This window comes from Sphingobacterium detergens (assembly GCF_003610355.1).
Classification (GTDB): domain Bacteria; phylum Bacteroidota; class Bacteroidia; order Sphingobacteriales; family Sphingobacteriaceae; genus Sphingobacterium; species Sphingobacterium detergens.
Genome location: NZ_RAPY01000005.1, coordinates 132,487 through 157,262 on the forward strand (window position 1 = coordinate 132,487; position 24,776 = coordinate 157,262).

The 24,776-nt window shown below is 35.9% G+C and carries 25 protein-coding genes; all 25 read right to left on the reverse strand.

The window, feature by feature from the left end; genetic code table 11:
• Positions 1–139: 139 nt before the first annotated feature.
• The 25 genes from DFQ12_RS21575 to DFQ12_RS21695 all read right to left on the reverse strand — a co-directional run bounded on the left by DFQ12_RS21575 (position 140) and on the right by DFQ12_RS21695 (position 24,775).
• Positions 140–1,426 carry an MOP flippase family protein gene (locus DFQ12_RS21575; RefSeq protein ID WP_120261137.1) on the reverse strand — a complete coding sequence of 429 codons (1,287 nt, stop codon included), beginning with the start codon at positions 1,424–1,426 and terminating at the stop codon, positions 140–142.
• Positions 1,426–2,559 carry a TDP-N-acetylfucosamine:lipid II N-acetylfucosaminyltransferase family protein gene (locus DFQ12_RS21580; protein ID WP_120261138.1) on the reverse strand — a complete coding sequence of 378 codons (1,134 nt, stop codon included), beginning with the start codon at positions 2,557–2,559 and terminating at the stop codon, positions 1,426–1,428. The genes DFQ12_RS21575 and DFQ12_RS21580 overlap by 1 nt, the downstream gene beginning before the upstream one ends.
• A 2-nt stretch (positions 2,560–2,561) precedes the next feature.
• Positions 2,562–3,692 carry a dTDP-4-amino-4,6-dideoxygalactose transaminase gene (gene rffA, locus DFQ12_RS21585; RefSeq protein ID WP_120261139.1) on the reverse strand — a complete coding sequence of 377 codons (1,131 nt, stop codon included), beginning with the start codon at positions 3,690–3,692 and terminating at the stop codon, positions 2,562–2,564.
• Positions 3,679–4,377, reverse strand: coding sequence for a GNAT family N-acetyltransferase (locus DFQ12_RS21590; protein WP_167457332.1), 699 nt, complete (start codon positions 4,375–4,377; stop codon positions 3,679–3,681). Before DFQ12_RS21590 ends, rffA begins: the two co-directional genes overlap by 14 nt.
• Before the next feature lie 13 nt (positions 4,378–4,390).
• Positions 4,391–5,263: a glucose-1-phosphate thymidylyltransferase RfbA gene (gene rfbA, locus DFQ12_RS21595; protein WP_120261141.1), complete on the reverse strand. Its 873-nt coding sequence runs from the start codon at positions 5,261–5,263 to the stop codon at positions 4,391–4,393.
• Positions 5,264–5,279: 16 nt separating this feature from the next.
• Positions 5,280–6,326, reverse strand: coding sequence for a dTDP-glucose 4,6-dehydratase (gene rfbB / locus DFQ12_RS21600; protein WP_120261142.1), 1,047 nt, complete (start codon positions 6,324–6,326; stop codon positions 5,280–5,282).
• 2 nt (positions 6,327–6,328) lie between these two features.
• Positions 6,329–7,540 (reverse strand): UDP-N-acetyl-D-mannosamine dehydrogenase, encoded by a 1,212-nt coding sequence (wecC, locus tag DFQ12_RS21605; protein ID WP_120261143.1) that lies wholly within the window; start codon positions 7,538–7,540, stop codon positions 6,329–6,331.
• Between the two features lie 9 nt (positions 7,541–7,549).
• Positions 7,550–8,668 (reverse strand): non-hydrolyzing UDP-N-acetylglucosamine 2-epimerase, encoded by a 1,119-nt coding sequence (gene wecB, locus DFQ12_RS21610; protein WP_120261144.1) that lies wholly within the window; start codon positions 8,666–8,668, stop codon positions 7,550–7,552.
• A 59-nt stretch (positions 8,669–8,727) separates the two neighbouring features.
• Positions 8,728–9,252 (reverse strand): ArsR family transcriptional regulator, encoded by a 525-nt coding sequence (locus tag DFQ12_RS21615; RefSeq protein ID WP_120261145.1) that lies wholly within the window; start codon positions 9,250–9,252, stop codon positions 8,728–8,730.
• Positions 9,253–9,488: 236 nt separating this feature from the next.
• A complete protein-coding gene (locus DFQ12_RS21620) occupies positions 9,489–9,866 on the reverse strand; it encodes a hypothetical protein (RefSeq protein ID WP_147420459.1) in 378 nt (125 codons plus the stop codon).
• Positions 9,867–10,222: 356 nt separating this feature from the next.
• Positions 10,223–11,221: a mannose-1-phosphate guanylyltransferase gene (locus tag DFQ12_RS21625; protein ID WP_120261147.1), complete on the reverse strand. Its 999-nt coding sequence runs from the start codon at positions 11,219–11,221 to the stop codon at positions 10,223–10,225.
• 6 nt (positions 11,222–11,227) lie between these two features.
• The gene (locus DFQ12_RS21630; protein WP_120261148.1) at positions 11,228–11,650 is read right to left on the reverse strand and encodes an adenylyltransferase/cytidyltransferase family protein; all 423 of its coding nucleotides are present in this window, start codon (positions 11,648–11,650) and stop codon (positions 11,228–11,230) included.
• Between the two features lie 52 nt (positions 11,651–11,702).
• Positions 11,703–12,167, reverse strand: a complete 465-nt coding sequence (locus DFQ12_RS21635; protein WP_120261149.1) for an adenylyltransferase/cytidyltransferase family protein — start codon at positions 12,165–12,167, stop codon at positions 11,703–11,705.
• Between the two features lie 115 nt (positions 12,168–12,282).
• Positions 12,283–12,804, reverse strand: a complete 522-nt coding sequence (locus DFQ12_RS21640) for a 3'-5' exonuclease (RefSeq protein ID WP_120261150.1) — start codon at positions 12,802–12,804, stop codon at positions 12,283–12,285.
• Positions 12,805–12,854: 50 nt separating this feature from the next.
• The gene (locus DFQ12_RS21645; RefSeq protein ID WP_120261151.1) at positions 12,855–13,976 is read right to left on the reverse strand and encodes an MraY family glycosyltransferase; all 1,122 of its coding nucleotides are present in this window, start codon (positions 13,974–13,976) and stop codon (positions 12,855–12,857) included.
• A 252-nt stretch (positions 13,977–14,228) separates the two neighbouring features.
• On the reverse strand, positions 14,229–15,323 hold the full coding sequence (locus tag DFQ12_RS21650; RefSeq protein WP_120261152.1) for a glycosyltransferase family 4 protein: 1,095 nt from the start codon (positions 15,321–15,323) through the stop codon (positions 14,229–14,231).
• 23 nt (positions 15,324–15,346) lie between these two features.
• The gene (locus DFQ12_RS21655) at positions 15,347–16,432 is read right to left on the reverse strand and encodes a glycosyltransferase (protein WP_120261153.1); all 1,086 of its coding nucleotides are present in this window, start codon (positions 16,430–16,432) and stop codon (positions 15,347–15,349) included.
• Between the two features lie 34 nt (positions 16,433–16,466).
• The gene (locus DFQ12_RS21660) at positions 16,467–17,366 is read right to left on the reverse strand and encodes a glycosyltransferase family 2 protein (protein WP_120261154.1); all 900 of its coding nucleotides are present in this window, start codon (positions 17,364–17,366) and stop codon (positions 16,467–16,469) included.
• Positions 17,367–17,370: 4 nt separating this feature from the next.
• On the reverse strand, positions 17,371–18,267 hold the full coding sequence (locus DFQ12_RS21665) for a glycosyltransferase family 2 protein (RefSeq protein WP_120261155.1): 897 nt from the start codon (positions 18,265–18,267) through the stop codon (positions 17,371–17,373).
• A complete protein-coding gene (locus DFQ12_RS21670; RefSeq protein ID WP_120261156.1) occupies positions 18,260–19,351 on the reverse strand; it encodes an EpsG family protein in 1,092 nt (363 codons plus the stop codon). Before DFQ12_RS21670 ends, DFQ12_RS21665 begins: the two co-directional genes overlap by 8 nt.
• Before the next feature lie 17 nt (positions 19,352–19,368).
• On the reverse strand, positions 19,369–20,433 hold the full coding sequence (locus DFQ12_RS21675) for a glycosyltransferase family protein (protein ID WP_120261157.1): 1,065 nt from the start codon (positions 20,431–20,433) through the stop codon (positions 19,369–19,371).
• Between the two features lie 20 nt (positions 20,434–20,453).
• Positions 20,454–21,440, reverse strand: a complete 987-nt coding sequence (locus tag DFQ12_RS21680; RefSeq protein ID WP_120261158.1) for a glycosyltransferase family 2 protein — start codon at positions 21,438–21,440, stop codon at positions 20,454–20,456.
• Positions 21,440–22,168 (reverse strand): glycosyltransferase family 32 protein, encoded by a 729-nt coding sequence (locus DFQ12_RS21685; protein WP_120261159.1) that lies wholly within the window; start codon positions 22,166–22,168, stop codon positions 21,440–21,442. The genes DFQ12_RS21680 and DFQ12_RS21685 overlap by 1 nt, the downstream gene beginning before the upstream one ends.
• Positions 22,165–23,691 (reverse strand): lipopolysaccharide biosynthesis protein, encoded by a 1,527-nt coding sequence (locus DFQ12_RS21690; RefSeq protein ID WP_120261160.1) that lies wholly within the window; start codon positions 23,689–23,691, stop codon positions 22,165–22,167. The genes DFQ12_RS21685 and DFQ12_RS21690 overlap by 4 nt, the downstream gene beginning before the upstream one ends.
• Before the next feature lie 10 nt (positions 23,692–23,701).
• Entirely contained in the window at positions 23,702–24,775 is a 1,074-nt protein-coding gene (locus tag DFQ12_RS21695; protein ID WP_120261161.1) for a Wzz/FepE/Etk N-terminal domain-containing protein, read from the reverse strand.
• Position 24,776 lies beyond the last annotated feature (1 nt).

Genomic DNA, 24,776 nt, shown 5'->3' on the forward strand with positions numbered 1-24,776 from the left:
TAATACAATTTTTGAAGCAGAGTTTAAACTATCTTCTTACACCATCAGTTAATTCTACAGAGCAGATAACTTGTTATAAAATATTACACCATCATTTTATAGACGAAATTCAGCAACTTTATACTCAAAAAACTATTCGTCATTTATTTAATATAGTCTTTACATTTATTTTAAAGCATGCTATAACATAATCAAGAAATGTAACATTAATCATCCGTTTAATTAAAAACCTCCAACTCGGATAATATAAAAAAATCATAGCCATAGTTAAGGCGAAAGCAACTCCCTCTATGCCAAATGAACTTCCAATAACTACTGATAATGGAGTTACGATAAGAGTTATCATATTCCAATTAAAATCTAAATCAGTTCTTCCTGTTGCGACAACTAAACTTCCTACGGGATTACCTATAGCCCTAAATATCATGTATATGCACAATATTCTTACAACCATATGTATCGATTCATATCCATTACCATATAGAATTGATACTATTATTGGAGTAAAAACTAACATTATTAAATAAGTTAGAATATTTATTGAGGATACAATATTCAACAACCTTAGATAATTGGATTTAAGTTTTACTGTATCATCTTGAAATTTTGCTAAGGCGGGTGAAGCGACCTTTATAATAATTGGATTGATTAGTTGAAATGGCCGAAAAACGAGTTGTTTGGCTAAACTATATCCACCTAAAATATCTGCTGAGAAAAGCTTACCAATAATTAATACATCTAAGTCCCTATTAAAATAATTTGCTAATTGTCCGCCAACTTGAAAAACACCTATCCTAAGAAAATCAGAGATTATCATAAAGTTACAATAAAATTTAACTCTATGCCTTTTAAGACCCGTCATTAAAAAGAAGAGATTGGAAAAGAAAAACTGAAAAACAGTAGAATATACTAGAGAGTAAATCCCCTGGCCTTTAATAGCTAAAAAGAGAGCCAATATTAGCGAAGTAACAGCCGAAAAAATATCCACAATCGCTAAGCTTTTAAAATTCATTTCTTTTTGCTTAATGACACGAAACTGCCTTCCGATACCAGTAAAAACTAAATTAAGGCCGAGTAGGGGCATGATCTCGCTTAATGTTGGTTGGTCATAGAATGAAGCAACTAAGGGCGTAATCAGACATACTAATCCATATAATGCGCTACTAAAAATGAGATTTGTCCAATAGAGACTTGAATATTGTTTCTCACTAATATCTTGTTTGTGCAAAATTGCGGTTGAAATCCCCATATCATTAAAAAGTTCCATAAAAGTCAAAATAAATGTGACAATTGCAACTAAACCGAATGCTGATTTATCAAGAAAACGAGTTAAAATAGAAATTTTCAATATAGCAACTACTGCCAAAACAATTGTACTTACAGTCGTCCATTTTACTCCTTTAAGAACTGTTGATCTAATATCCATTATAACTCATTAGTTAAAGCTGTCAAAGATTTTTTAATTCGCTCCTCGCTAAACAGTTCTGATAGAATTCTTCTATTATTTTCTGCATCCTCAGAATACATCTTCTGATTACTGAATTTTTTGAATTCTGAATCGAAATCATATACAGATATATCATGCCTTAAAAAGAATTGATAAATCGGATTTTTCTGAGATAAATAAACACGTACTCCCATATAAAGCAGTGCTATAATATTTCCCATTGCCTGCTGACGATAATGATAGAAAATGGCCACACTACATCCTCGCAGTATTTCAAAATATTTACCTCTATCCATGAAATCCAACAATGGTTGAAAATGCTCTCGAATTATTTCCTTTCCCTTTTTTAAAACGACTCCCCTGTATACCAAATCATTACCATAGCTCAGGGGAACATATATATTCGGTAACTCCAAACTTATTTTTTTTAAATTCAGAAATACGTCCAAATGATTATTCTCGCTGGAATTAGAGTTACCAATAATAATATCCCTGGCATTATCATTAATCCTTAATTCCTTATTTCCCGCCAGGTACTGTTCAATGCTACAAAATGGGGTGTCGAAAAAACTCGTTCTATGATTAAAATGGGTATCGAAAAATTTAAAATCTTCAAATATATAAGTACAAAAGTAGGTGATACGCTTATATGAAGATTCGATATATATTTCAAAATCCTCCTTCTTAGTTATTAAGCAAAATAGCTTCCTTAAAAAAGGATAACTTTTAAATCTTTCTGCTATACTCATGCTATTTAAAACAATGGATTTAGTTTCTGCCGCATAAAGAGTTCTCCTAACTTTTGGTCTGTTATATATATCGAATCCCCATACAAACCAAGCAATTTTAATATCGCTCTTTAAACCACAAATTAGCTTCGCAAATTGAGGATATAGCCCATGGATTATTAGTCCTTCAATTTTTTTTTCATTAATTATCTCATTTAATTTCAGATTCTTAATAGAAAATAAGTCTACTGAATCATTAATAGAATAAGAATCATTTGTAAAAAAAATAAATATATTTTCTACATTAATCAAATTAAAATTGTCAACTATCTGAGAGGTTATCTTCTCGTTAGGAATTAAATGTAGGATTTTCTTTCTGGACACCACTAAGCTTTTATAACTTCTATTATTTGCTCTATTTCATTTTGTTTCAACTCGTAATACATTGGTAACCGGACCAAACATTCCGAATAAAAATCTGATGCTGGTAGTTCCCTTCCATCATGTTTTTCATTGTAAAAAGGACTTTTATGTAAACTTAAATAATGAAAAACCGCAGAAATATTATTTGATTTCAATCGTTCAATAATTGCAGAACGTTGTTCAATCGATTCACATACTAAATAAAACATATGCGCATTATTAGTCGCGAAATTCGGAATCTGTGGTAAGCCAACATTATTCTTTTCAGCCCATTCTTTCAACCCTTCGTAATATGTATTCCAATGCTGCTTACGTCTAGACTGTATATCATCTAAATTCTCAAGTTGTGCCCACAAAAACGCCGCGATTGTCTCCGATGGTAAAAACGAAGAACCTATATCAACCCAACCATATTTGTCGACCTCTCCTCTAAAAAATGCAGATCTATTTGTTCCTTTTTCCCAAATTATCTCAGCTCGCTTTGAAAACCTATCGTCATTGATTGCTAATAGTCCCCCTTCACCGGATATAATATTTTTGGTTTCATGGAATGAAAAAGCTGCTAAATGTCCTATAGCACCCAACGCTTTAACAGTACCATCACTAAAAGTAAAATAGCTATCAATCGCCTGTGCTGCATCTTCAATAACCAACAAATTATATTTAGCAGCTATTGCCATAATTTTTTCCATATCACATGCTACACCTGCATAGTGGACCGGTACAATTGCTTTTGTTCGATCTGTAATTAGCGATTCAATACTATCTTCATCAATTCCTGGATGATCTTTTCTACTATCTGCAAAACGTATATGGGCACCTCTTAAAACAAAGGCATTGGAAGTAGAAACAAAGGTATAAGAAGGCATAATGACCTCATCTCCCGGCTGAATATCGGCAAGAATCGCCGCCATCTCCAAGGCATCGGTACAAGAGGTTGTCAAAAGACACTTTTTAAAACCGTATGTAGATTCAAAAAATTGCTGACATTTTTTTGTAAATTTCCCATTGCCGGACAACTTTCCAGTGTACACAGCATCATACATATAATGGGCTTCTTTGCCTGTTAAGTAAGGTTTATTAAATGGTATCATAGTTCCAAATATGGTAAATGTATGTTAATTCTTTTAATTCAAATCCAACGGATTCATATAGTTTTACAGCAGGTGAATTATTAAGTTGTGTTACCACCTGTATACGTGTAAAGCCCAAATTTATCGCATATCCTTTTGCATGTTCAATTAAAGAAGTGGCAACCTTTCTTCCTCGAGCTTTGGGACTGACAGCTAGCAATCCAATATCTGCCAGGTCATCTGCTTTTTTTGTTAGTGTAATAAATCCCAATAGTTCATTATCCTGCACTGCTACAAAAACTTCAACAGCAGAGACCTTACTAACTGAATTTTCAATCCATTTTGTATATAATTTGGAATATTCATTATTAACAAAATTCTTGTCCACAAAAAAACGTGAAAAAATACCGCTTTCCAATGTAAGACTTTTTAATTGATCATAAGAATGACTAAGTGCATCAAAAGGCTCTATCAAAATGTCTTGATTCACTATTTCATTGTTTATGCTAATACAATCTGTGAAAAAACAAGCTTTTTTGTCAACTAATTTAGATTCAAATCCATGAATAGGCTGTTTACTAAATACATATACCAGTCGAAAAAATGGACTCGATGAAAAAGAAAAATTGATTGGATCATCAACTTCCAACTTCGCAATATTGTAGCCAAAAAAATCACTGTCCCACTTTAATGAAGCTAACTGCATATAATTCATCTCTTTAACTTAGAACTTTCTTTTTAATATAGTCGTAATAATCTCCCTTCATGCTTCTAATTTGATTTTGGAGGTTTTGCTTATCAATCCATTGATAACGAGAAGCAATTTCCTCAAGACATGCAATTTTTAGACCAGTCCTCTTTTCAACAGCTTTAACAAATTCCGTCGCTTCGGTTAATGATTCATGCGTCCCCGTGTCGAGCCAAGCAAATCCCCGACTCATAGTTTTAAGACTAAGTTGACCATGGGATAAATAATGTTGATTAACAGAAGTAATTTCTAATTCTCCTCGTGTCGAAGGCTTTACATTTTTAGCGACCTCAATCACAGAATTCGGATAAAAATACAGACCGACTACAGCATGATTTGATTTCGGTTCTTTTGGTTTTTCCTCAATGCTAAGTACCTTTCCCTCTGAATTAAATTCTGCGACTCCATAGCGTTCAGGATCTTCAACATAATAACCGAAAACAACCGCGTTCTTATCTTCCTTGACATTCCTGACGGAATCAGCAAGCAATTTTTGAAAGCCAGCCCCATAGAATATGTTATCGCCTAAGATCAAGCAAACATCATCGTCAGCAATAAATTCCTCGCCAATAATAAATGCTTGCGCTAACCCATCAGGGCTCGGTTGCTCAGCATAACTTAGTGAAATTCCCAATTGTGATCCATCTCCAAGCAACTTCTTAAAATTAGGAAGATCATGCGGTGTTGAGATAATCAGAACCTCCCGTATTTCAGCCAACATCAGCACCGACAACGGATAATAAATCATCGGTTTATCATATACCGGCAACAATTGTTTTGAAACAGCAATTGTCAGCGGGTGCAAACGTGTCCCTGATCCTCCAGCTAATATGATTCCTTTCATTGTATTTGTCTCTCTATTATTGATATTGCTTTTCGTAATAATTTTGATATTCCCCGGATGTCACCTGATCCAACCAGTCTTGATTTGCTAAATACCAATCAATCGTTTTTGATAACCCCTCTTGAAACGTAACGGAAGGTTGATATCCTAACTCCTGATTAATTTTTGTTGCATCTATCGCATAACGCAGATCATGTCCAGGACGATCTTTTACAAAGGTTATTAACTGTGATGAAGCACCTTCCGCACGGCCTAATTTTTCATCCATTTGCTGACACAACTCCCTAACCAAATCTATATTTTTCCACTCATTGAATCCGCCAACATTGTAGGAATCACCGTTTTTTCCAGAATGGAACACCAAATCTATGGCACGTGCGTGGTCTATTACAAATAACCAATCACGTGTGAATTTTCCATCACCATAGATGGGCAAGGGTTTATTATATAAAATATTGTGGATACATAAAGGGATAAGCTTCTCAGGAAAATGATTTGGACCGTAATTATTAGAACAGTTCGTCAAAACAATCGGAAGACCATAGGTATCGTGGTAAGCTCTAACAAAATGATCCGAAGAAGCCTTAGATGCCGAATATGGAGAATGTGGATCATATGCTGTTGTCTCAATAAACAATCCTGTTTCACCCAATGTGCCATAAACCTCATCGGTAGATACATGATGGAAACGTTTGCCATCGAAGTTGTCTTTCCAGATTTCCCTCGCCGCATTTAATAAATTTACTGTGCCGATCACATTAGTCATCACAAATGCCTTAGGGTCTGCGATTGATCTATCGACATGTGATTCTGCCGCCAGATGAATAACTCCTTCAGGCTGAAACTGTTTGAATACTTCTAAAATATGCGATGCATCTGTGATGTCAGCTTTAACAAAGGTGTAATTTGATTGAGATTCAATATCTTTTAAATTAGCCAAATTACCCGCATAAGTCAAAGAATCCAGATTAATGATTTGGTAATCTGGATACTTATTGACAAATTCACGTACAACATGTGACCCGATAAAACCTGCACCACCAGTTATAACGATAGATTTCATATTTATTTATTTGTCACTCCACAAAAATCAAGGACTACCTTTTCTTCAGCAATTTCCAGATTTTTAAATTCATTATGTGCCACCAAGAAAACAATAATATCCGCTTTTGTTATCGCATCCTTGTAATCTGTCAATTTAAACACCTTATGCTCATGTACATTCGGCTCGACGATAAACATATCTGCATCCCCCGAATCCTGTAACACACGCTCTGCAATATGGATAGCAGGAGATTCTCTCAAATCATCGATATTTGGTTTAAAGGCCAGCCCCATAATCGCTATTGAAGGTTGGCGGCCATTCTTAATCTCAAACTCCAAACGTGCTGTTTTTACCTTTTCTGCACACCAGAAAGACTTATAGTTATTAGTTTCTCTCGCCTGTGCAATCATACGCGATTCCATCGGGAAATCTGCTGTCAAGAAATACGGATCAACTGCAATACAGTGTCCCCCTACCCCACAACCCGGCTGTAAGATATTCACACGTGGATGCTTGTTAGCTAAGCGAATCAAATCCCAGACATTGATATCTGCCTTATCACAGATCAAAGAAAGCTCATTTGCAAAAGCAATCTGAGAATCTCTCGATGCATTTTCAGTCAACTTACACATCTCAGCAGTACGTGCATTTGTTGGATGCAATTCACCTTTTACAAATTGCCCATAAAATGCTAATGCCTTTTGGGTAGATGCATCGTTTACTCCACCGATCACTCGATCGTTATGAACCAATTCGTACATTACATTTCCAGGAAGAACACGCTCCGGACAGTATGCCAAAGAAATCTTTCCCTCAAGTTCGGGGCGCTTCGCAAAAATCAAAGCCATCATCTTCTCGGTGGTTCCGACAGGCGAAGTAGACTCAATTACATATAAATCGCCTTCTTTCAACAATGGTATAATCCCTTCAGTAGCAGCCTGCACATACGAAATATCAGGTTGATGATCACCTTTAAAAGGTGTAGGAACAACGACTAAGTAAGTATCTGCCTCAACCGGTTTTGTATCAGCTTTTAAAAAGCCCTCTGCCACGGCCTTTGCTACAGCTTTGTCCAAATCCGGTTCAACGATGTGAATCTTTCCAGCATTGATTGTATCGACTACATGTTGAGAAATATCTACACCATGAACCGCTATACCACTATTTGCTATTAATGCCGAGGTAGGCAGTCCAATATATCCTAAACCAACGGTTACTACTTTTGCTTGCATTGATATGATTTATTTTAAGTTCTTAATAAAGTTAACAATTCTTTCACAGGCCTTCCCATCCCCGTACGGGTTATGTAATTCACTCATTTGCTGATACCTACCTTCGTTACTCAACAGATCCTGAGCTTCTTTAATAATTTTTTGTGTATCTGTTCCTACCAAGATCACTGTACCCGCATCAACCGCTTCTGGTCTTTCGGTCGTGTCACGCATGACCAATACGGGTTTACCCAAACTTGGCGCTTCCTCCTGCACACCACCAGAATCTGTAATAATCAAGTAAGATTCATTCATCAACCAGACAAAAGCTGGATAAGCTAGCGGATCAATTAAATGAATATTATGTACATCAGATAAGATCTCATATACGGGTTTTTTCACATTTGGATTTAAATGCACTGGATAGATAATTTGCACATCGCTATTAGATAACGCAATTTCCTTTAATGCCTGACAAATATTGATAAAACCCTGTCCATGATTCTCACGTCTGTGCCCTGTTACCAAGATTAATTTTTTCGTAGGATCAACCAACTCTTTTAAACGGTTAATTTCACTATTATCCAAGTCCTTTACACGACCTGAGCTTTCAAATAAAGCATCAATGACAGTATTTCCTGTAACCAGAATGTCCCGATCTTGAATATTTTCACGTAATAAATTTTGACGGGAGGCCTCAGTAGGAGCGAAATGGAAATCGCAGATGCGTCCTGCGACCTGTCTATTTATTTCCTCTGGAAACGGCGAGCGTTTATTATGCGTACGAAGACCTGCTTCAACATGACATACCTGCGCACCAGAATAGAATGCAGCAATACTTGAGGCCATTGTTGTCGTTGTATCACCATGCACATAAACATAATCTGGTTTAAAATCTTCCAATACAGCCTTCATCTCAGTGATAATATCAGCGGTCAAGGAATATAGATTTTGATTTGGCTTCATTAAGTTCAAATCGTAATCGGGTTTGATATCGAAAAATTCCAATACCTGATCCAACATTTCACGATGTTGTGCCGTCACACATACCTTTGTTTCAAAAGATTCATCTTTTTGGAACTCTTTAACCAAAGGAGCCATCTTAATAGCCTCTGGTCTAGTTCCGAATACAATTAAATTCTTCTTCATATATTATTAGTCAAATCAAAAATCTTGCTTATTGAATGGGCAGCAATTTCAGCCAATTTTTATTTATTTTTTTGTTTTTCACTGCTTTCAAAAAGTACTATTTTCCGTCTTATATCCAACGTTTTGAAATGGATTTTAATGTTTTTCCCTAATTTTTTTTCAACCTTGTCCGCTAACTGCAATAAATATGCCTGTTTTATGTTCTCTCCTAAAATTAACACATCTATTTTCCCGGAGTCCACTCCCTCAGCGTAGTCTCCTATTAAGCTAACCTCCTGAATATCTCCTGCTTTTTGTAGGATTTTCTCCACGATTTCGTCAATACCTAAATAGGCATGAATTAGTTTTTGTAATGGCCCAAATAAAGAATGTTCGGTATTGGCCTTGTATAAAATCTTATTCTTAGATGTACTTTTCTCTAAAAAACCCGCTTCTGACAACTGATTAAGTTCTTTGCGAATGGAGTTGGTAGATTCCTGGAACTCATCAGCCAGTCCACGTAGGTGCCCTTGATTGCCTGCAGAAACAAAAAACTTAATCAACAGTTTGAGCCGGGTTTTGGAAGTAATTAATGAGTCCAACATCGGTTTAGTTTTAATGAGTAACAAAAGTACTCAATACAATTAGGTAATGCAAATGAAGAAATTGTTAAATAACAATTGTAACTTCTGACTATTTACATATATCTTTTCAAACGGTTTAATTACCAAGGCTTAAGCGCTATAATTCACGTGGAACATCAAGGGAAAAAGAAATAAAATTGGGCTCCCTGTAACAAGGCGCCCTAAAAAAACAAAAAACAAGCGTTATTTTGACACAATTAAACCTCAGCTTCTTGATAGAGATCTGAAATAGGTAAAGTTGCTGTAAATGACTCTGGTCTATTTTGCTCAAAATTTAACACACCTGAGATAGTTACCCGTCCACCAGTTAAGTTTTCAATTTTTGCTGCCCTTCGATTCACCTTAAAGCGAACAGAAACATCAGACTTTATATTGTCTTTCCGTTCAAATGGAATGACCAAAATTTGCTCCAAATTAACATCCAAAGCAGAATGTAATGGCTTTACTTTTCGAATAACAATATTCTTGAGACGGTCATCGTTTCGTTCGGCTTTGAAGACAAACACCCCACTTCTGGCATTTCTATCGCCACTGTATTGCCCCGGGCGCTCCTGAAACATATAGCTGACAGTCATTCCAACGCTTCTATTAAATCGTTGCTCAAGTTGTCTTTTCCTCCAAAAAAGATACCCCCCTAAAAATAAAAAAATAAGTACGGCTATGGTCATCATATCAATATGTTGGTTAAAATTAAATGACTAACGTGTTGCACACATCGGTGCTATTAAACACAACCAAATATCTGATATTACTATTAATTCAACATTAAATCGACCAGGGACAAATAAGGGACATTTGAGAATGCACTCGCAAACAGCCCCCTATGCAGATTAACTTTTTATTAACAAAGTCCCGGGTATAGGTTTGAATAAAAAGTACAATTCCGAAACAAAGGAGCCAGATCATAATATGATCCGGCTCCTTTGTCGATCTAGTCAATCAGTTTGGACTGATGACGTTCTAAAGTATTATATATTTTTTTGACGTCCTGCGACTTTTCTTTCTGCAGTACAAGAATGGCATCTTTGGTATGCACAAGTATACTATCTTTTAAACCAACAAAGGCAGTATAAACATCCGTACCTATGACCATATTACCATTTTCATCCACAGGATGCCCTGTCTGTTTTAAATAATCATACATAGATTCAAAAGATCCGAGATCTGACCATTGAAAACTTGTTGCAACCACGCGAATTTTTTTGGACCGTTCCATGACCGCATAATCAATAGAAATGGATGGGATCTCTTTTGACAGAGTCAAGCCGAGCTCCCCATCCTGGCGATGCTGCCAGGCATTAAACGCTGTTGCATATACCTTGGGTTCAAAATTCTGTAATTCGCTAAGAAAAGTGTCTGCACGGAAACAGAACATCCCTGAGTTCCATAGGAAATTGCCTCGCTCAATAAAATCTTCCGCCGTATCTTGATTTGGCTTCTCCCGAAAAGATAACACCTTATCATCTTTGTATTCAATATAACCGTAGCCCGTTTCAGGTCGTGTTGGCTGTATACCAAAGGTGACAATATAACCTTTGTTTGCTTTTTCAATTCCGGATTGAATAGCCTTTGCGTAAGCATCATCGCCTACAATAACATGATCCGATGGCGTGACAATCAGAATATCGTCTGGCTGTGCTGCAAAAGCAGCAAATGCAATTGCTGCGGCCGTATTGCGTGGTGTAGCTTCCACAATATCGATATAGTCCACTTTATTGTTTTCCATCACCTCCCGGCTCAGGCTATGATTGTCACGATTGCCTACGACAATCACCTGACCGCATAAGGACTGATTACGCTTAATGGTCATTTCAAACAAAGACCCCTCTTTGAATAAAGAGAGATATTGTTTGGGATAGCTCTTCCGTGATAGGGGCCACAGCCGGCTACCAACTCCTCCAGTTAATACAACATGGATAATAGTACTCATGATCAATTAATTATTTCCCGCTTCCTTATCGGCTACGACTTTTCGTAAACCCGCACTTGAAAAACGATGTGTACGCTTATTATAATAAATTTCAATATTTTCTTCTACACAGTAGGATCTTCCTGTAAAATCAGTATCCCGATACTCCTCGCCAATAATACGTATATGAATTGGTAAAGCTTTGATCATATCAATCAAATCCTGTTCAGTCTCATAAGGGATTATCTCATCCACATAGCGGCAGCCCTCCAATTGAATATAACGTTCGACAATAGTCTGTGTGGGCTTGGCTTTCTCCGGAAATACCTCCGAAGGATCCGTATTAAGTCCAACGATCAGATAATCACAGTGTCGCTTAGCTTCTTCCAACATCATAATATGGCCAGCATGCAATAGATCGAATACACCAAAAGTAATTCCTATTTTCATCTAATTATGTTTTTTTGCTGATGAGAGCTCGCAAGCTCGGTTTCATCTTTCTCTAAATAGATTTTAAAACTGTTTCTTCATTTGAATTAGCATCCGCAACAATCTTACGCAGGCCTGAACTTGAAAAACGGTGGTCTCTACTGTTAAAATATAACTCAATACCCGTTTCCTCACAGTACTCCCTTCCTGTGAAGCTCTTCTCCCGGTATTCATCGCCGACAATACGCACATCGACTTTAAAGGACCTCAGGATATCCTCCAGATCCTGCTCAGTAGCATAAGGTACAATCTGATCCACATATTTACAGCCCTTGAGCTGAATATAACGTTCCACAACAGTTTGCGCAGGTTTGTTTTTTTCGGGACGATCCAAGGTCGGATCGGTCTGCAGACCACAGATTAAGAAATCGCACTGACGCTTGGCATCTTCAAGCATTTTGATATGTCCGGCATGTAACAAATCAAATGCACTGAATGTGATACCGATACGCGTATTTTTGGCTGGTATATTTACCATAATAACATTAAAATTTAATTATTAAAGGTACTTCCTTTATAAATTTACCAAATATAAAATTATAACAGGAGAACAATAGAAAATAACATTTAGTTCGACAAAATTAAGGCGAATATCACACCAAAGAAGGGACATCGGCATGTCTAAGGTACAAATTCGCACAGGCACGTGCATCGGAAAGTGCCTCATGGTGATTAAGTTCAATCCCTAGCACTTCACAACAGGCGTTCAGTCGGGCCGGCTTAAAGCCTTTTTCTTGATAAATCTTGAACGTGCATTCCCATTTTTCCATTAAACCCAAACTATCGTAAGGTAGATTATAATAATTCATGGTTTTACGCAATACTCCACGGTCAAATAATTCATTATGTGCAACCATAATTCGATTATTGATCAATGGGAAAATCCGGGAAAACAACTCTTTAAAAGTAGGCGCTTGTGCTGTATCTCTTGGCCTAATCCCATGAACACGCGTTGTCTGCCACATATATTGGTTTTGAGGAGGTTGGATCAGTGAATAAAACTCTTCAACGATAACCCCTTGCTCCACTACCACCAGGCCAATGGCACAAGCGGAGTTTTGGTTGGCCGTAGCTGTCTCGAAATCTATTGCTGTAAAACTTAATCCTGATTGCATGTTCACTCCTCCTAAAAGTCGAGGTAAAATTAGAGGTTTTTTAGATCATATCAAACCCCCGTTTGCAACAAGCTCTCCTGCTTCTCTTTTTTAGGCATTTCGATAATTTTTGCTTCTTTGACTACAGCCACTTCTGGAATCCGCTGTGCTCTTCTGCTTCTGCGCGCCCTCACCATCTGTATACGCCGGCGGCGTACAGCATGCTCGATTTCGCCTTTTATATGATAATTGTTAAAAATATACTGTTTGACAATGAGATAAAAAGCGCTCAATGCTGTTAATATAGCTATAGCAAAGGACCATTGCGTTGATGCATCAAATTGGACAATATAAATGACCGATGCGCCAAGCACTAACTGGACAAGGCCATAAACAGTGGAGACCAGCAAGCTACTGCGACCAACTTCGTTGCTTAACACATGGAGTAAGAATGTGCGATGTGGCTCAAAGATATGATAACCTTGGTAAACACGACGTGCAACGGACCAACCGATTTCAATACCATATACCCCGAGGAAAAGAACATACGTAAAATCACCCGTTTTAAGAATTAATTTGCCCAAAGCAAACAATAGCATAAAGGAGAGTACGGCTGGTCCTACATCTCCGGCGAAACAAGCTGCTTTCTTACGAAAGTTAAAAAATCCAAAAACAACCACCCCCAATAAGGTAAAGATCAGGAAATCTTGCTCGATATAATTAATCTTTGTATTAACGTAAAATAAGAGACCGCCCATGATCAATGTACAAAAAGCAGTCATCCCATTGATGCCATCCATAAAATTGTAAGCATTGATAACTCCAATCGTAAATACAAAAGCCAATACAAGGTAATACCAAGGATAATTGAATATACCGAACTCATACACCATAAGTAAAACGGATGCCAAATGCACTGTTAATCTTGCTGTTGGATGTACTCCTCGAATATCATCCAAGAATGAAATATAAGTTAAAAGCGTTAAGCCCAAAAAGAACCAGGGATACTGGAAATCGTTGTTTATAAAATATATAATTGCAGCGACATAAAAAATAATACCCGCCCCACGAATTGTCACCTTCGTATGTGAAGAACGCTCATTGGGTTTATCAATTATATTAAATCGATCTGCAATTTTTAAATAAAGAAATTCTAAGGCGAAAAGGAATATAAGAGTAAAGATATAAATCATAAAATGTAATTAGTGAGTCAAATAAAGCTGTGCAAATATAATAATATTAAGTTTTATTTAACAAACGTTACTAACAACATTTTCGCTACATTAAGAAAATATTTCTTTTGTTTTTTTTTTTGTAAATGAGGATCAATACAAAAAAACAGCTTTCTTGACTTGATAAAAAAGGAATCAGTGATCTTTTGCAAAAAGCATGCAAACAACTTAAATTAATACAGAGAAAAAAACGTTAACGTTTTTTTCTCTGTATTAATTTAATATCTTATTCTCTATTTCAACAAATAGTTTCTGCTCGGAGAAGTTATTCTTCACAAATAAGACACCATTCCTACCATGTTCTTGTCTAACTTGTGGGTTTTTATAATAGTAATCTATTGCTTCAGCAATCGGCTTGGGTGCAATTTCAGTGTATATACCTGTTATATTTTCTTGAATCGCATTGATACAACCAGTACTTTTGGTTGTGATTATAGGTAACCTACTGGCCGAAGCCTCTAATATCCCCACAGGAAAGCCTTCACGATATGATGGCAGGATGAAGACATCCATTTCATTGTAACATGAAGCAGTATCTTCTACAAAGTCAAAAAAACGAATTGAAGGACTATTTTTAATTTTTTGGAGTGTATCTTCTGGAACAGCATCCCGCACTTCCAAAGGTCCAACAATATGTAGATAAACATCAGATTTTCCATCTGCAAACTGTAGCCAGCCTTGTATCAACTCTACTACGCCTTTATCTCTAACAAGCCGACCAACATATCCGACTACGAAATCACTATTTTGCTTTGGCCTGTATTGAAAACGTTGTATATCTATTCCACTACAGGTTCCTTTTCCCAATACCATACTTTTGGCCGGATTATTCAGTTTGTAATCCTTAGATAGCCTCTGCAGGGATTCGCTTACGATCACCACATCTGTAGCTAATGCCCCCACAAATCTTTCAATCATGATCAATAATGTCCTTTTAAATCCTTTGGCTGTCTCAAAAACAACACCATGTCTAAAAAACACTCTTTTTTCTACTCTGGCTAAATAAGCTGCTGTAATCCCAATAAGTCCTCCTTTTGGCGAGTGTGCCACTACAATCGGAAATCTCTCTTTCCTTATAAATCTTGTCAACCGTAGAATGGAGAGAGCATCTTGAAGTGGCGAAATAGCCTTTAGAACTGCAACAGGAAATACTTTAAAGCCTTTTTCCTTAGCCTGTTTATAAAGATATTCATCCTCAGTACAAGCCACTGTGAAATCATACCCTTTCTTGGAAAAGTGTGAGAATTGATTCCCAAAAAAGTGATTAACCACAAATGACACGTTGATTACATGTAATATTTTTTTCATTCCGCACAATTAATTGTCACCCGCTATAATTTGTATTTTAAAGTGTTATATAGATTTATCAACTGATGTACTGTCGTTTCCAAATCATAATTTTGAGACCTTTGCAAACCTTTCTCTCGAATATTACAATAGAATATCGGATCGTCTAAAGATAAAATTTGTTCAGCAAGTTCCGCTATATTTCCTTTTTCAAATAATAATCCACCACCAGACACTACTTGAGCCAAACCATTGACATTCGACGCTATTGTCGGAATTCCACAGGCCATAGCTTCGGCGGCGGCTAAGCCAAACCCTTCCCAATGTGAACTTAGAATAGCAATATCACACATTTTTATTAAGGAATAAATATCTGTTCGTATTCCTAAAAAAGTCACCCTTTCGCTAACACCTAACGCTATTGCAAGCTGTTTGACAGCTTCAAAGCGTTCCCCTTCTCCGATGAACAGCAATTTAAATTGCTGGGGAAGCAATTGTAATGATCGAACCACTGTGTCTTGATCTTTCTCTTGTCGAAATGCTGCCACCATGCACATCAATTTGTCCTGATTACCAAATCCAAACAGGCTTCTGTCATGCGCCACAGCTTCATTAATACATCCTATTTGGATTCCATTATTTATCACCTTGTACTTGCTGTCGGCTGCTCCCATTTTATTCTGCAAAGTTATTTTCACGCTTTCACTTATGCAAATGATAGCTGTATACATCGAATAAATCACGCGTTCCAACGGACGAAACACCCAACTTTGAAGCCGACGGTTGGAAGTACTATGTTCTGTAAATATTAACGTTGTTTTACTAAATGATAAAAGCTTTGCCAAAGCAACAAAATACATGGACGGAAAAAGGTGTACATGAATTAGCTCATATCTCTTTAGGTAGGGAATTAACTTGAAGATATAAAATGGATTATAAAATGATTTCCCCAGGAATTCAATTCGAATGTTTGACTTTTTCTGTAATTCTTCAAAAAACGGCGTCCGCTCTCCATTTAACAATAATAAGTCAACCTGGAACTTCCCTTGTACTAAGCTGGGCAAAATAGAAATAATTAATTTCTCAGCACCACCTGTATGGAGACTATTGATTACATGTAAAACCTTCAATATGAATTACTTTAATGGGTGACAACACTATTAATTAAAATTTCCGCTTCTTAATTATCGCTCTTATCTGGCTGATGCGTTTCCAACTCAAAACGAAAGCGGGAAATAGTAAAAGGAAAATTAGGAATTTATTTCGCGAATGATAAAAAATCTCTCTAAAACTTTTGTTTCCCGAGATAGAATATGATATATATTTGACGTAATTTTTGGCTGCAGACAATAAATCGAGTGGTTGATCTTGGAGCATACGCTTCTCAAGTATAAACCCATTAATATTATTTGCCGCAAGATTAGTTGTACTGGAGGATAAACCATCTGCTAGGTAATCTCCAGCATATAAAAGTTTATTTACGCATCTAAATTTTCCGTATCGTTGCATATTCATGTAGATAACACCTTCGGGAATCAGTTTTTCCCCCGGATAGGCAGCGACCAAACTTTCTTTATATAAAGCGGTATGTACAATAAATAGTTTATCACCTTCACATTTGTACTTTCCAAAGTACATCTCGATGTAGGTCGAAGTCTCCAAATTAAACTCGGTACCGATAATTTCTCCTACTGTGTTTGATTTGAGAAATACCAAACCGATCTCCTCCGCCCTCAACTCCGAAATATATCGTTTGATGAGTTCCAATGCATTTGGGAGCAGATAATCATCAGAATCCAAGACCAATGTATAGGTCCCAACAGGTTTTTGGTCAAATGCATGAATAACAGCATTTGTCTTGCCCGCATTATTCTGTTTTATATATCGGATATTTAGTTTCTTCTCATCAAGCCATGGCTGTACTATTGACATCGTATCATCCGTAGATCCATCATCGACCAGAACCCATTCAAAGTCATGGGGGTCAAACTGAATGAGTGTCTGATAAATTCTGTGCAAACAATAGCCTCTATTGAAACTCGGTGTAATGATAGAAAGCAACATTAAATTAAATTGTACGTTTCAAAATTAGTTTTAGTAATAAAACGGTTCTGCTCTTTCCAATCCGAAAATTATATTTAAAAATATAGAATATCTTTTCTATAAAATTCAATTCGGGAAATTTAAGATAGGCTTCAAAAACAACTGATTGTTCAGGAGTAAACTTTTTTCTAAATCTTTCGTAAAATGATTTGTTCGCCTCATAATGTCCGCGATCTAAGATAGGAGTAGCGTGATTAAAAAAGCTACGCATACGGTCTAGCAAAGAGGTGGCAACATGGCCAGTTACATTCTTATCGTGTTGGCGATAGAGCATAAGAGACAGGTCGATGTACTTCAACTTACCAAAAGATACTGCTCCCATTGTCATATAATGATCATGCATGATGATGAAATCCGGAAAATCAATGACTTCATTAAGAAGTGCACGATTAAACATCAAGGAACACCCCTGGACGCCACTATTTAAAAAAAGACTATTTGCTAAACAATCCCGCTCAAAAAGATTGACCTTATCTTTTGTAATATAGACACCGTTATAGGCAAACGCATTACAATATACAACCATCGGCTTTTCTTCTAGTTTTATTGCATCATATAATGTCTGCAATTTTGACTCAAACCAAATATCGTCCTGGTCACAGAAAATGATATGTTCTGCGGTGGCATAAGATAATAAATGCAGAAAATTCTTAGCAGCAGAATGACACATGACAGCGTCTTCTATGATATATATTCTAGGATCAATAGACTGATATTTCTTCAAAATCAGCATGGTGTCATCAGACGATCCGTCATCATGGATAACTAATCTCCACTCGTTAAACGTCTGACCAATAATAGAGAGGAGTTGACTCTCTATAAATTTTCCGCCATTATATGTTGCAAGTAATATATCAATCATAAAAAGGTAAGTTATACGGTCTAACCAAGTCAACGTTAATCATTCTCATACCATAAAATAAAAAAAATGAGGCGATAAAAAAGTAATAGATGACAAACAGGTATCGTTCTCTTACTCTTTCCGCCATTAAACTTATCGTAATAGATATTAATATACTGGAAAATTGGAAGAGGATAAAAGAAAAACGTTGAAAAATCGAAATATTGATAAAAAGAAAATTCATCGCCACTGCTATAGAAACCAATTTAAAATAAAAATCACCGGTTCTAATGAGAAATGACTCTTTATTCAGGTGTTCCGCTTTAAAATTTACAAGGAAGAAATAGAGCAGGCATATACAATAGCCTACCAAAGAAATGGACGCACTGCCCAGGCTTTCATCTTTTAAGTAAATATCCATGTGATCGGTACCATTGCCGAAAACTGAGAATAGAAGTTGGAGCGTCAGCAATTTCCCAATGAAAATACATGGTATGGGTATAACAACGTACCAAATTTGGCTTCTAAATAATCGAATAATAAGTATAGCTAAGGGAAGAATAACAGCTGAGTTGTGAAAACCTAATGCAAGAATAAAAGTTAATATGGTATAAAAGTACTGCTTTTTGAAAAAATAATACGTACTCCACATACAGATTGCAGCACTCAAACCGTAGCGTATCTGGGTAAAATCCCTATAGAGATAGAAAAAACTGATATAAAATAACAGACTTAAAAAAAAGTAATCAGATTTCTTCCAGAAAAAAATATAATTAAACAATGCTGTAACTATTGCCATAACTATAAAAAGTATCCTATAATTTCCTCCTAATAAGGCAATCAGCTTGTTGAGAAATACATAACCTTTTTCAACATAACCGTAACCTCCAGCAATGATCTGGTCAAAAGTAGAATTGGTATAGGATCCGAACATCTCCTGGTAAGCAACACTGTCATTGTCAATACCAACCTCACGAAACCCTACGATAAGCGTTACTAATGTGCAAAATGAAAAATAAACCAAGAATTTGACCGATCTTGATTCTGTGAAATCAAATATGCAGAGCAGATAACTCGTTATAAAAATAATGTAGTATAGTGCCATAGTTTTTAATCCAATAATTAAAAATTCAGTCCTTCTAAAAGAGAACTCCAATAAAATTGACTTCTATAAAACAAAACGTTTTGTTTCAACGTATTGATCTCCACTATCGTGCTCTTTGAAATATACTCTCCCCAAGCATCAATTGGCAAAAAACATGCTATATTTTTATGTGCTAATACCCCTTGTGTTTCCGATAATCTTGTTGATAGAATAGGCAGACCCGCGGCGAGATAAAAAGACACTTTGGTTGGATAGCAGATATTATAGTAGAACCTACTGTCGTCATAGGGAATAACGCCGACATCGCAAAGCGAAGAGATCTGGAGTGCTATAGGATCGCTAAAGACACCTAAGTATTTAATATTAGGAGTAGTATCACCTTTCAGCTCCTGCGCTATCCATTGCCCTCCGGGTCCAAGTAAAAACAGTTCATGTTGAGACTGTTTAAAAATTCCAATCAAATCTTCAATTTGACGTCCTTTATTCAAGGAACCTACATAAACATATTTTAACTTATTCGAATTTTTAACCAACAGAGATTCGTAAATAGTTTGATCAAATACTTCTAATTTATCTGACCCATTCAATATAACTTGACATTGTTCTGCTTTTAGCTGATATTCGTTTATTACGTAATTTCGCATACTATTAGATGCAAAATCAAATCTTATTCTTTTAAGGTTAAAAAGATTTTTTTGAAAAGATTGGCAAAAAGATAAGTTTGGTAATTCTAGATCTTTACTTTGTTCGAAAGGCAAATCGTTTACTTCTATATGCAAAACATGTTTTTTGGAAATCTGGTCAAGCATGATAAAGATAAGACGTGACAAACCCATCCGAAATAAAAACGTGGGGAATAAAACAAAAATTGCCCCCATGTGCAAATAAATGTAATCGTTACGTCGAACGCTAAAATAGAAAATAAACTTCAGGGTGTTTATGATCCTATCCAGTATATTCATAGAAGTAAGATCCATTATCTTTACATCAGCACGCATTTTAAAATATTGATAAAAAGCCTCATTACGTACAGCACCGCCCTCTGAAACAATTCCCTTAAAATGTTTAATGTAAAACTTCATAACACCACCTTCTTTTAGTTTTAGACCGCCCTTTTCCTCAGACTTTTAATCCTCCAAAATATTTTTGGGAATGCTGCTAAAATAACACAGGAACATTTCATCTTCAATGGAACATTTCTTTGTTTAAGTATTGCTGGAAGATTTTCTACTAATAGCCGTCTTGTGGTTTTATTCTTATAAGTTATTGCTAATATGGCAATATTCAAAAGTTTCGCATTAGCATTCTGCACAATAAGATCATTGTAACCTCTTTTTCTAAAAAATGTTGTTCGCAGATCAAAAATAGCTAATATATCTTGAATTCGTTTAGACGAAATTTCCTTCGTAATACTCGATTCTCGCTGCCTATAATAGTAAAGAGGCGCTGAACAATAAGTAACTGACTGTACTTTAGCATACAATTCATGAATAATATATTCATCTTCATGTAGAACACCAACTGAATATCGCAATCCATCCCAAACAGATCTTTCATAAAGCTTATTACAAGCAATTACATTTCTTGGAGTCCAACACTTGTTATATAAGTTATTAAGCATGTATTCCCCGGTGTATAATTCGAATGTATTTTTATGTGTAGAATCTATCTTCGGTATAATCGTTGAAAATTCGGTATAATCACACATCGAAATCGAAGCATCTGAGTCATGTAACATACTTAACAAAATACGGATAAAATCCTCATTTATAACATCATCCGAATCTATAAAAGAAATATATGCTCCATGTGCAATATCTAATCCTACGTTCCTCGCATCTGAAAGTCCGCCGTTATTCTTATGGACGACTTTAATACGTGCATCTTGGTTTGCATATTCGTCACAGATGTTTCCTGAATTATCCGGTGATCCATCATTTATTAAAATAATTTCTAGGTTTTTGTATGTTTGCTTAATTACACTTTCAATACAGTCACGAAGATACCGTTCCACATTATAAATGGGAATAATAATAGAGACCAAAGACGCTTGGGAGTTGTTTACATTATTCTGAATAACCCTTTCCATTATTTCTTTAATTTACAATAGAAGGCCACCAATCGTTCAAATTTTTTAGGTCCCAACAACTTCAGTAAAAATTCATTTTTATTCCACCGCTTTTTAGTCGGCAACCAGGATCCCGCAAAATGATGTATACAATATGTATTTGCTGTGATATTAATCTCTTTTGTTTTCCAACTTTTCGGGCAAAAATACTCACTAGGATAAAAAGTGCAATAATTATTTATCTCCTGAAAAGAGTTCTGAAGTATAAGTCCTTTACCTTTCATAAATTGAGTTATTACTTCGGTATTGGTTGTCATATCCAGCGATCCGTCACTTAGATAAAAGCTCCTACTATCATAATATGCCAAAAGATCGCTAACCCATAGACCATTTCTCTCGCTTGCCATTAAACCCGTGGGCACATAATTATTATCTTCAAACCCCGAAAAAGCGACATGTTGAGTTAAAAAATGATCCAGAGGTTTTAAGATTTCCACATCGCTATCTACGTATATACCACCAAATTCTTTCAATACATGTAATCGGCATACATCCGAAACAAAAGCAAATTTACGTTCTGTATAAGCTTCCGCTGCGTAAGGATATAAATTAATATCAAAATTATCTTCGTTCCAAAGATGTAGCTCATATTCGGGCAAATATGTTTTCCATGAGGCAATGCATTTCAATACCAAATCAGGCATCGCTCCACGGCCGAACCAACAATAGTGTATTATCTTCGGTATCATATATTTAACTTTCCTTTCACTTCCATATATATTTTGTTCATAATGGATTTATCAAAAAACACTACTACACAAACAACTAGTAGAATTACAGTCAAAATTGATAGATTTAAAATAAAACCTTGCCAGCTATCCAGTGAGATAATAGCAAAGTATTTCCATAAATATGCAATAAGCATTAATATTAAAAAACTACCAAATCCCTTTCCTATTCGATTATAAAAATATCCAGGGCTTTCTCCTAAACATCGTGCAGCATAGAGAGGTGTAAATGTAAGATGACTAATTATACCGGTCAAAAGAGCCGCAGTTGGGATAGCATAAAGTCCCAGTTTGGAAAATTTACACAGCAAAATAACCGAAATAATACTGAGAATAGAAATAAAAATACCCCAAAAGGACGCCAATCTCAACTTATTTGTGATTACAAAGACATGATGTATTGTTTCGATAGTCCCATGTATAATAAAGGGTATAAGAGTTATAACCGATAACAGATAAAGCTGCTCGGAATCTTCATGTGGAAGCCAAAGTTTGAAGAATTCTTGTCCAAACACAAAGAAAACAGCTATAGGAAGCAATAAAACAATAAAAATAGCTTTAAAAGAAAAATCCAAATTAGCCTTCATTTTTTTTAAATCATTATTTGCATACGCTTTTAAAAGCTCTGGAAGGAAAAGCGGTACAATAATACCCAAAAGCATCTGGAGAGCTATAGGCACCATTTTAGTAAGAGAAAGGACCCCCATTTCACTGGCTCCAAAGAAACGATTTGCCAATATTAGATCTAATTGAGTGTTAATGACATTCGATAATGCTAGTACCGAATTCCATATCCCGGCTCCAATTAGCGTAGAAATAGCTGCCAATGAAAAATTATTAAAAGAGAAAATAATCTCCGGCATTATATTTTTTGTAAGCCTGTAATTTGCATACATAAAATATAATGATGAAAAAAACGAGGCTACCCCTAGGAAATAAATTCGTGGCGTGAAAATATAAAATAGAAGAATAATGATCAGCAACCTAATGACGTTCATCACAATATTAATCATTGCTAATTTGTCGAATCGATTCAGTGCAAATGCGCTTACAGAAAATATGGAAGAGGAAACATTAATAACTAATCCTAAAAATACAAAGGCAAATAGGAGCTTAACATCCAACTCGATATTGACAGGAATGTCTAGAATATGCTGGGCAAAATAACAAAATAGCCCACCAATAACTATAAAAAAAAAGGAAACCAACAAGTTCCCGAATAGAACGGAATTGAAATAGACGTTTACCTGCTTTAGATCTTTTTTCTCAAGACTAATGGTAATAAACCGACTAGACATGGAGTTCAAAGCAGTTGTTACTATTCCGGCATACATAATAAAATTGCTAGACAGCGGGTAAAAGCCATAGGCTTCCTTCCCTAGTGTATCAACAATATAAGGCGTCAAAAAAAAAGTCAATCCCACCCCCGTCAAAGCACTCATGCAGTTTGACAGCAAATTCACTAAAAAACGCCTCAAATCCATTTGAATAATATTAATTAGCCATTAAATCTCGGAATGATTTAATTCCCAACAAAGTAACAATACAAATGAAAGAGGCTAAAAATCCACCAACGATCAAGCCTTTTAATTTACTTGCTTTAATAACATGAAGGGGGTAGATCGGCTGGTCTACCACTTGAATAAGGGGAGTCTCTTTTAGTAAAGCCATTTTTGACATTTCTAAATTTTGCACGAGCTGACCCAATATTGCTCTATTTGTTTCCGCAGAAAACTGTGATTGCTGTGTAGGAATCAGACGCTGCGATTGTCTGGTCGGGTTAAGATTGGGGGTTGCGTCGGCGACTACGGCCGACGCGCTGATAGCGCCATTCATCACCGCACGAACAGAATCGGTCTTTTGCTGTAAAATTTGAATATTATTTAAAGATTTTTTTGTTTTAGTTTTGATGTAAAAATTATTTACCTGACCTACCAGCTCTTCATTAAATTCTTTTGAAAACACTTCATCTTGGGATAGCACATCAACTTTTATAATCGAAGACTTTTTGTCAAGCTTACCCACCTCAAGGTTATTTCTATTTATATCCTGTACTGTTCTCTGAAGAATACTATCTCTTAAACGAATATTTTTAGAATTTAGGTCTTTTAAAAAATCAATTTTCAACAGCTCAGGGTTTGATTTTTTCCACATCTCCCTTTCTTTGGTCAATTCCAGATAGCGATCCAAAAGAAGTATTGAGCTGTCGCTAACTGACGGTTGCAATAGCGTAGATTCGATCATTTTTCTAGATCTATATAATTCAAATAAATTATCGCCCTGAAAGATCCCACCCCCTGTTTGTCCCAAATCAACACCTGCCAAAGCTGCTAATCCAGCAACCTGTCCAATTCCTCCGCCTCCACTTTCACCTGATTCTAAAACAAATGTCGTTGTGGATCTGAAAGTTGGTGTTTGCATTTTTGCATAGAAAAAACCTAACATTGCACCCAAAATGCTAACGATTAGGATAATATACCATTTCGAAAATAAATAGCTAAATAACGCTGCTACTTCTAAAAGTATCTCCTTTAGGCTAATCTTTTCAGAATTATTCTTTCCGTCCATA

What these genes read in the sequence shown, in the direction of transcription:
- DFQ12_RS21575 (WP_120261137.1), bottom strand. Translation starts at nt 1,426, where the DNA reads ATGGATATTAGATCAACAGTTCTTAAAGGAGTAAAATGGACGACTGTA.
- rffA (WP_120261139.1), bottom strand. Translation starts at nt 3,692, where the DNA reads ATGATACCATTTAATAAACCTTACTTAACAGGCAAAGAAGCCCATTAT.
- DFQ12_RS21590 (WP_167457332.1), bottom strand. Translation starts at nt 4,377, where the DNA reads ATGCAGTTAGCTTCATTAAAGTGGGACAGTGATTTTTTTGGCTACAAT.
- rfbA (WP_120261141.1), bottom strand. Translation starts at nt 5,263, where the DNA reads ATGAAAGGAATCATATTAGCTGGAGGATCAGGGACACGTTTGCACCCG.
- rfbB (WP_120261142.1), bottom strand. Translation starts at nt 6,326, where the DNA reads ATGAAATCTATCGTTATAACTGGTGGTGCAGGTTTTATCGGGTCACAT.
- wecC (WP_120261143.1), bottom strand. Translation starts at nt 7,540, where the DNA reads ATGCAAGCAAAAGTAGTAACCGTTGGTTTAGGATATATTGGACTGCCT.
- wecB (WP_120261144.1), bottom strand. Translation starts at nt 8,668, where the DNA reads ATGAAGAAGAATTTAATTGTATTCGGAACTAGACCAGAGGCTATTAAG.
- DFQ12_RS21615 (WP_120261145.1), bottom strand. Translation starts at nt 9,252, where the DNA reads ATGTTGGACTCATTAATTACTTCCAAAACCCGGCTCAAACTGTTGATT.
- DFQ12_RS21620 (WP_147420459.1), bottom strand. Translation starts at nt 9,866, where the DNA reads ATGACTGTCAGCTATATGTTTCAGGAGCGCCCGGGGCAATACAGTGGC.
- DFQ12_RS21625 (WP_120261147.1), bottom strand. Translation starts at nt 11,221, where the DNA reads ATGAGTACTATTATCCATGTTGTATTAACTGGAGGAGTTGGTAGCCGG.
- DFQ12_RS21630 (WP_120261148.1), bottom strand. Translation starts at nt 11,650, where the DNA reads ATGAAAATAGGAATTACTTTTGGTGTATTCGATCTATTGCATGCTGGC.
- DFQ12_RS21635 (WP_120261149.1), bottom strand. Translation starts at nt 12,167, where the DNA reads ATGGTAAATATACCAGCCAAAAATACGCGTATCGGTATCACATTCAGT.
- DFQ12_RS21640 (WP_120261150.1), bottom strand. Translation starts at nt 12,804, where the DNA reads ATGCAATCAGGATTAAGTTTTACAGCAATAGATTTCGAGACAGCTACG.
- DFQ12_RS21645 (WP_120261151.1), bottom strand. Translation starts at nt 13,976, where the DNA reads ATGATTTATATCTTTACTCTTATATTCCTTTTCGCCTTAGAATTTCTT.
- DFQ12_RS21650 (WP_120261152.1), bottom strand. Translation starts at nt 15,323, where the DNA reads ATGAAAAAAATATTACATGTAATCAACGTGTCATTTGTGGTTAATCAC.
- DFQ12_RS21660 (WP_120261154.1), bottom strand. Translation starts at nt 17,366, where the DNA reads ATGTTGCTTTCTATCATTACACCGAGTTTCAATAGAGGCTATTGTTTG.
- DFQ12_RS21665 (WP_120261155.1), bottom strand. Translation starts at nt 18,267, where the DNA reads ATGATTGATATATTACTTGCAACATATAATGGCGGAAAATTTATAGAG.
- DFQ12_RS21670 (WP_120261156.1), bottom strand. Translation starts at nt 19,351, where the DNA reads ATGGCACTATACTACATTATTTTTATAACGAGTTATCTGCTCTGCATA.
- DFQ12_RS21675 (WP_120261157.1), bottom strand. Translation starts at nt 20,433, where the DNA reads ATGAAGTTTTACATTAAACATTTTAAGGGAATTGTTTCAGAGGGCGGT.
- DFQ12_RS21680 (WP_120261158.1), bottom strand. Translation starts at nt 21,440, where the DNA reads ATGGAAAGGGTTATTCAGAATAATGTAAACAACTCCCAAGCGTCTTTG.
- DFQ12_RS21685 (WP_120261159.1), bottom strand. Translation starts at nt 22,168, where the DNA reads ATGATACCGAAGATAATACACTATTGTTGGTTCGGCCGTGGAGCGATG.
- DFQ12_RS21690 (WP_120261160.1), bottom strand. Translation starts at nt 23,691, where the DNA reads ATGGATTTGAGGCGTTTTTTAGTGAATTTGCTGTCAAACTGCATGAGT.
- DFQ12_RS21695 (WP_120261161.1), bottom strand. Translation starts at nt 24,775, where the DNA reads ATGGACGGAAAGAATAATTCTGAAAAGATTAGCCTAAAGGAGATACTT.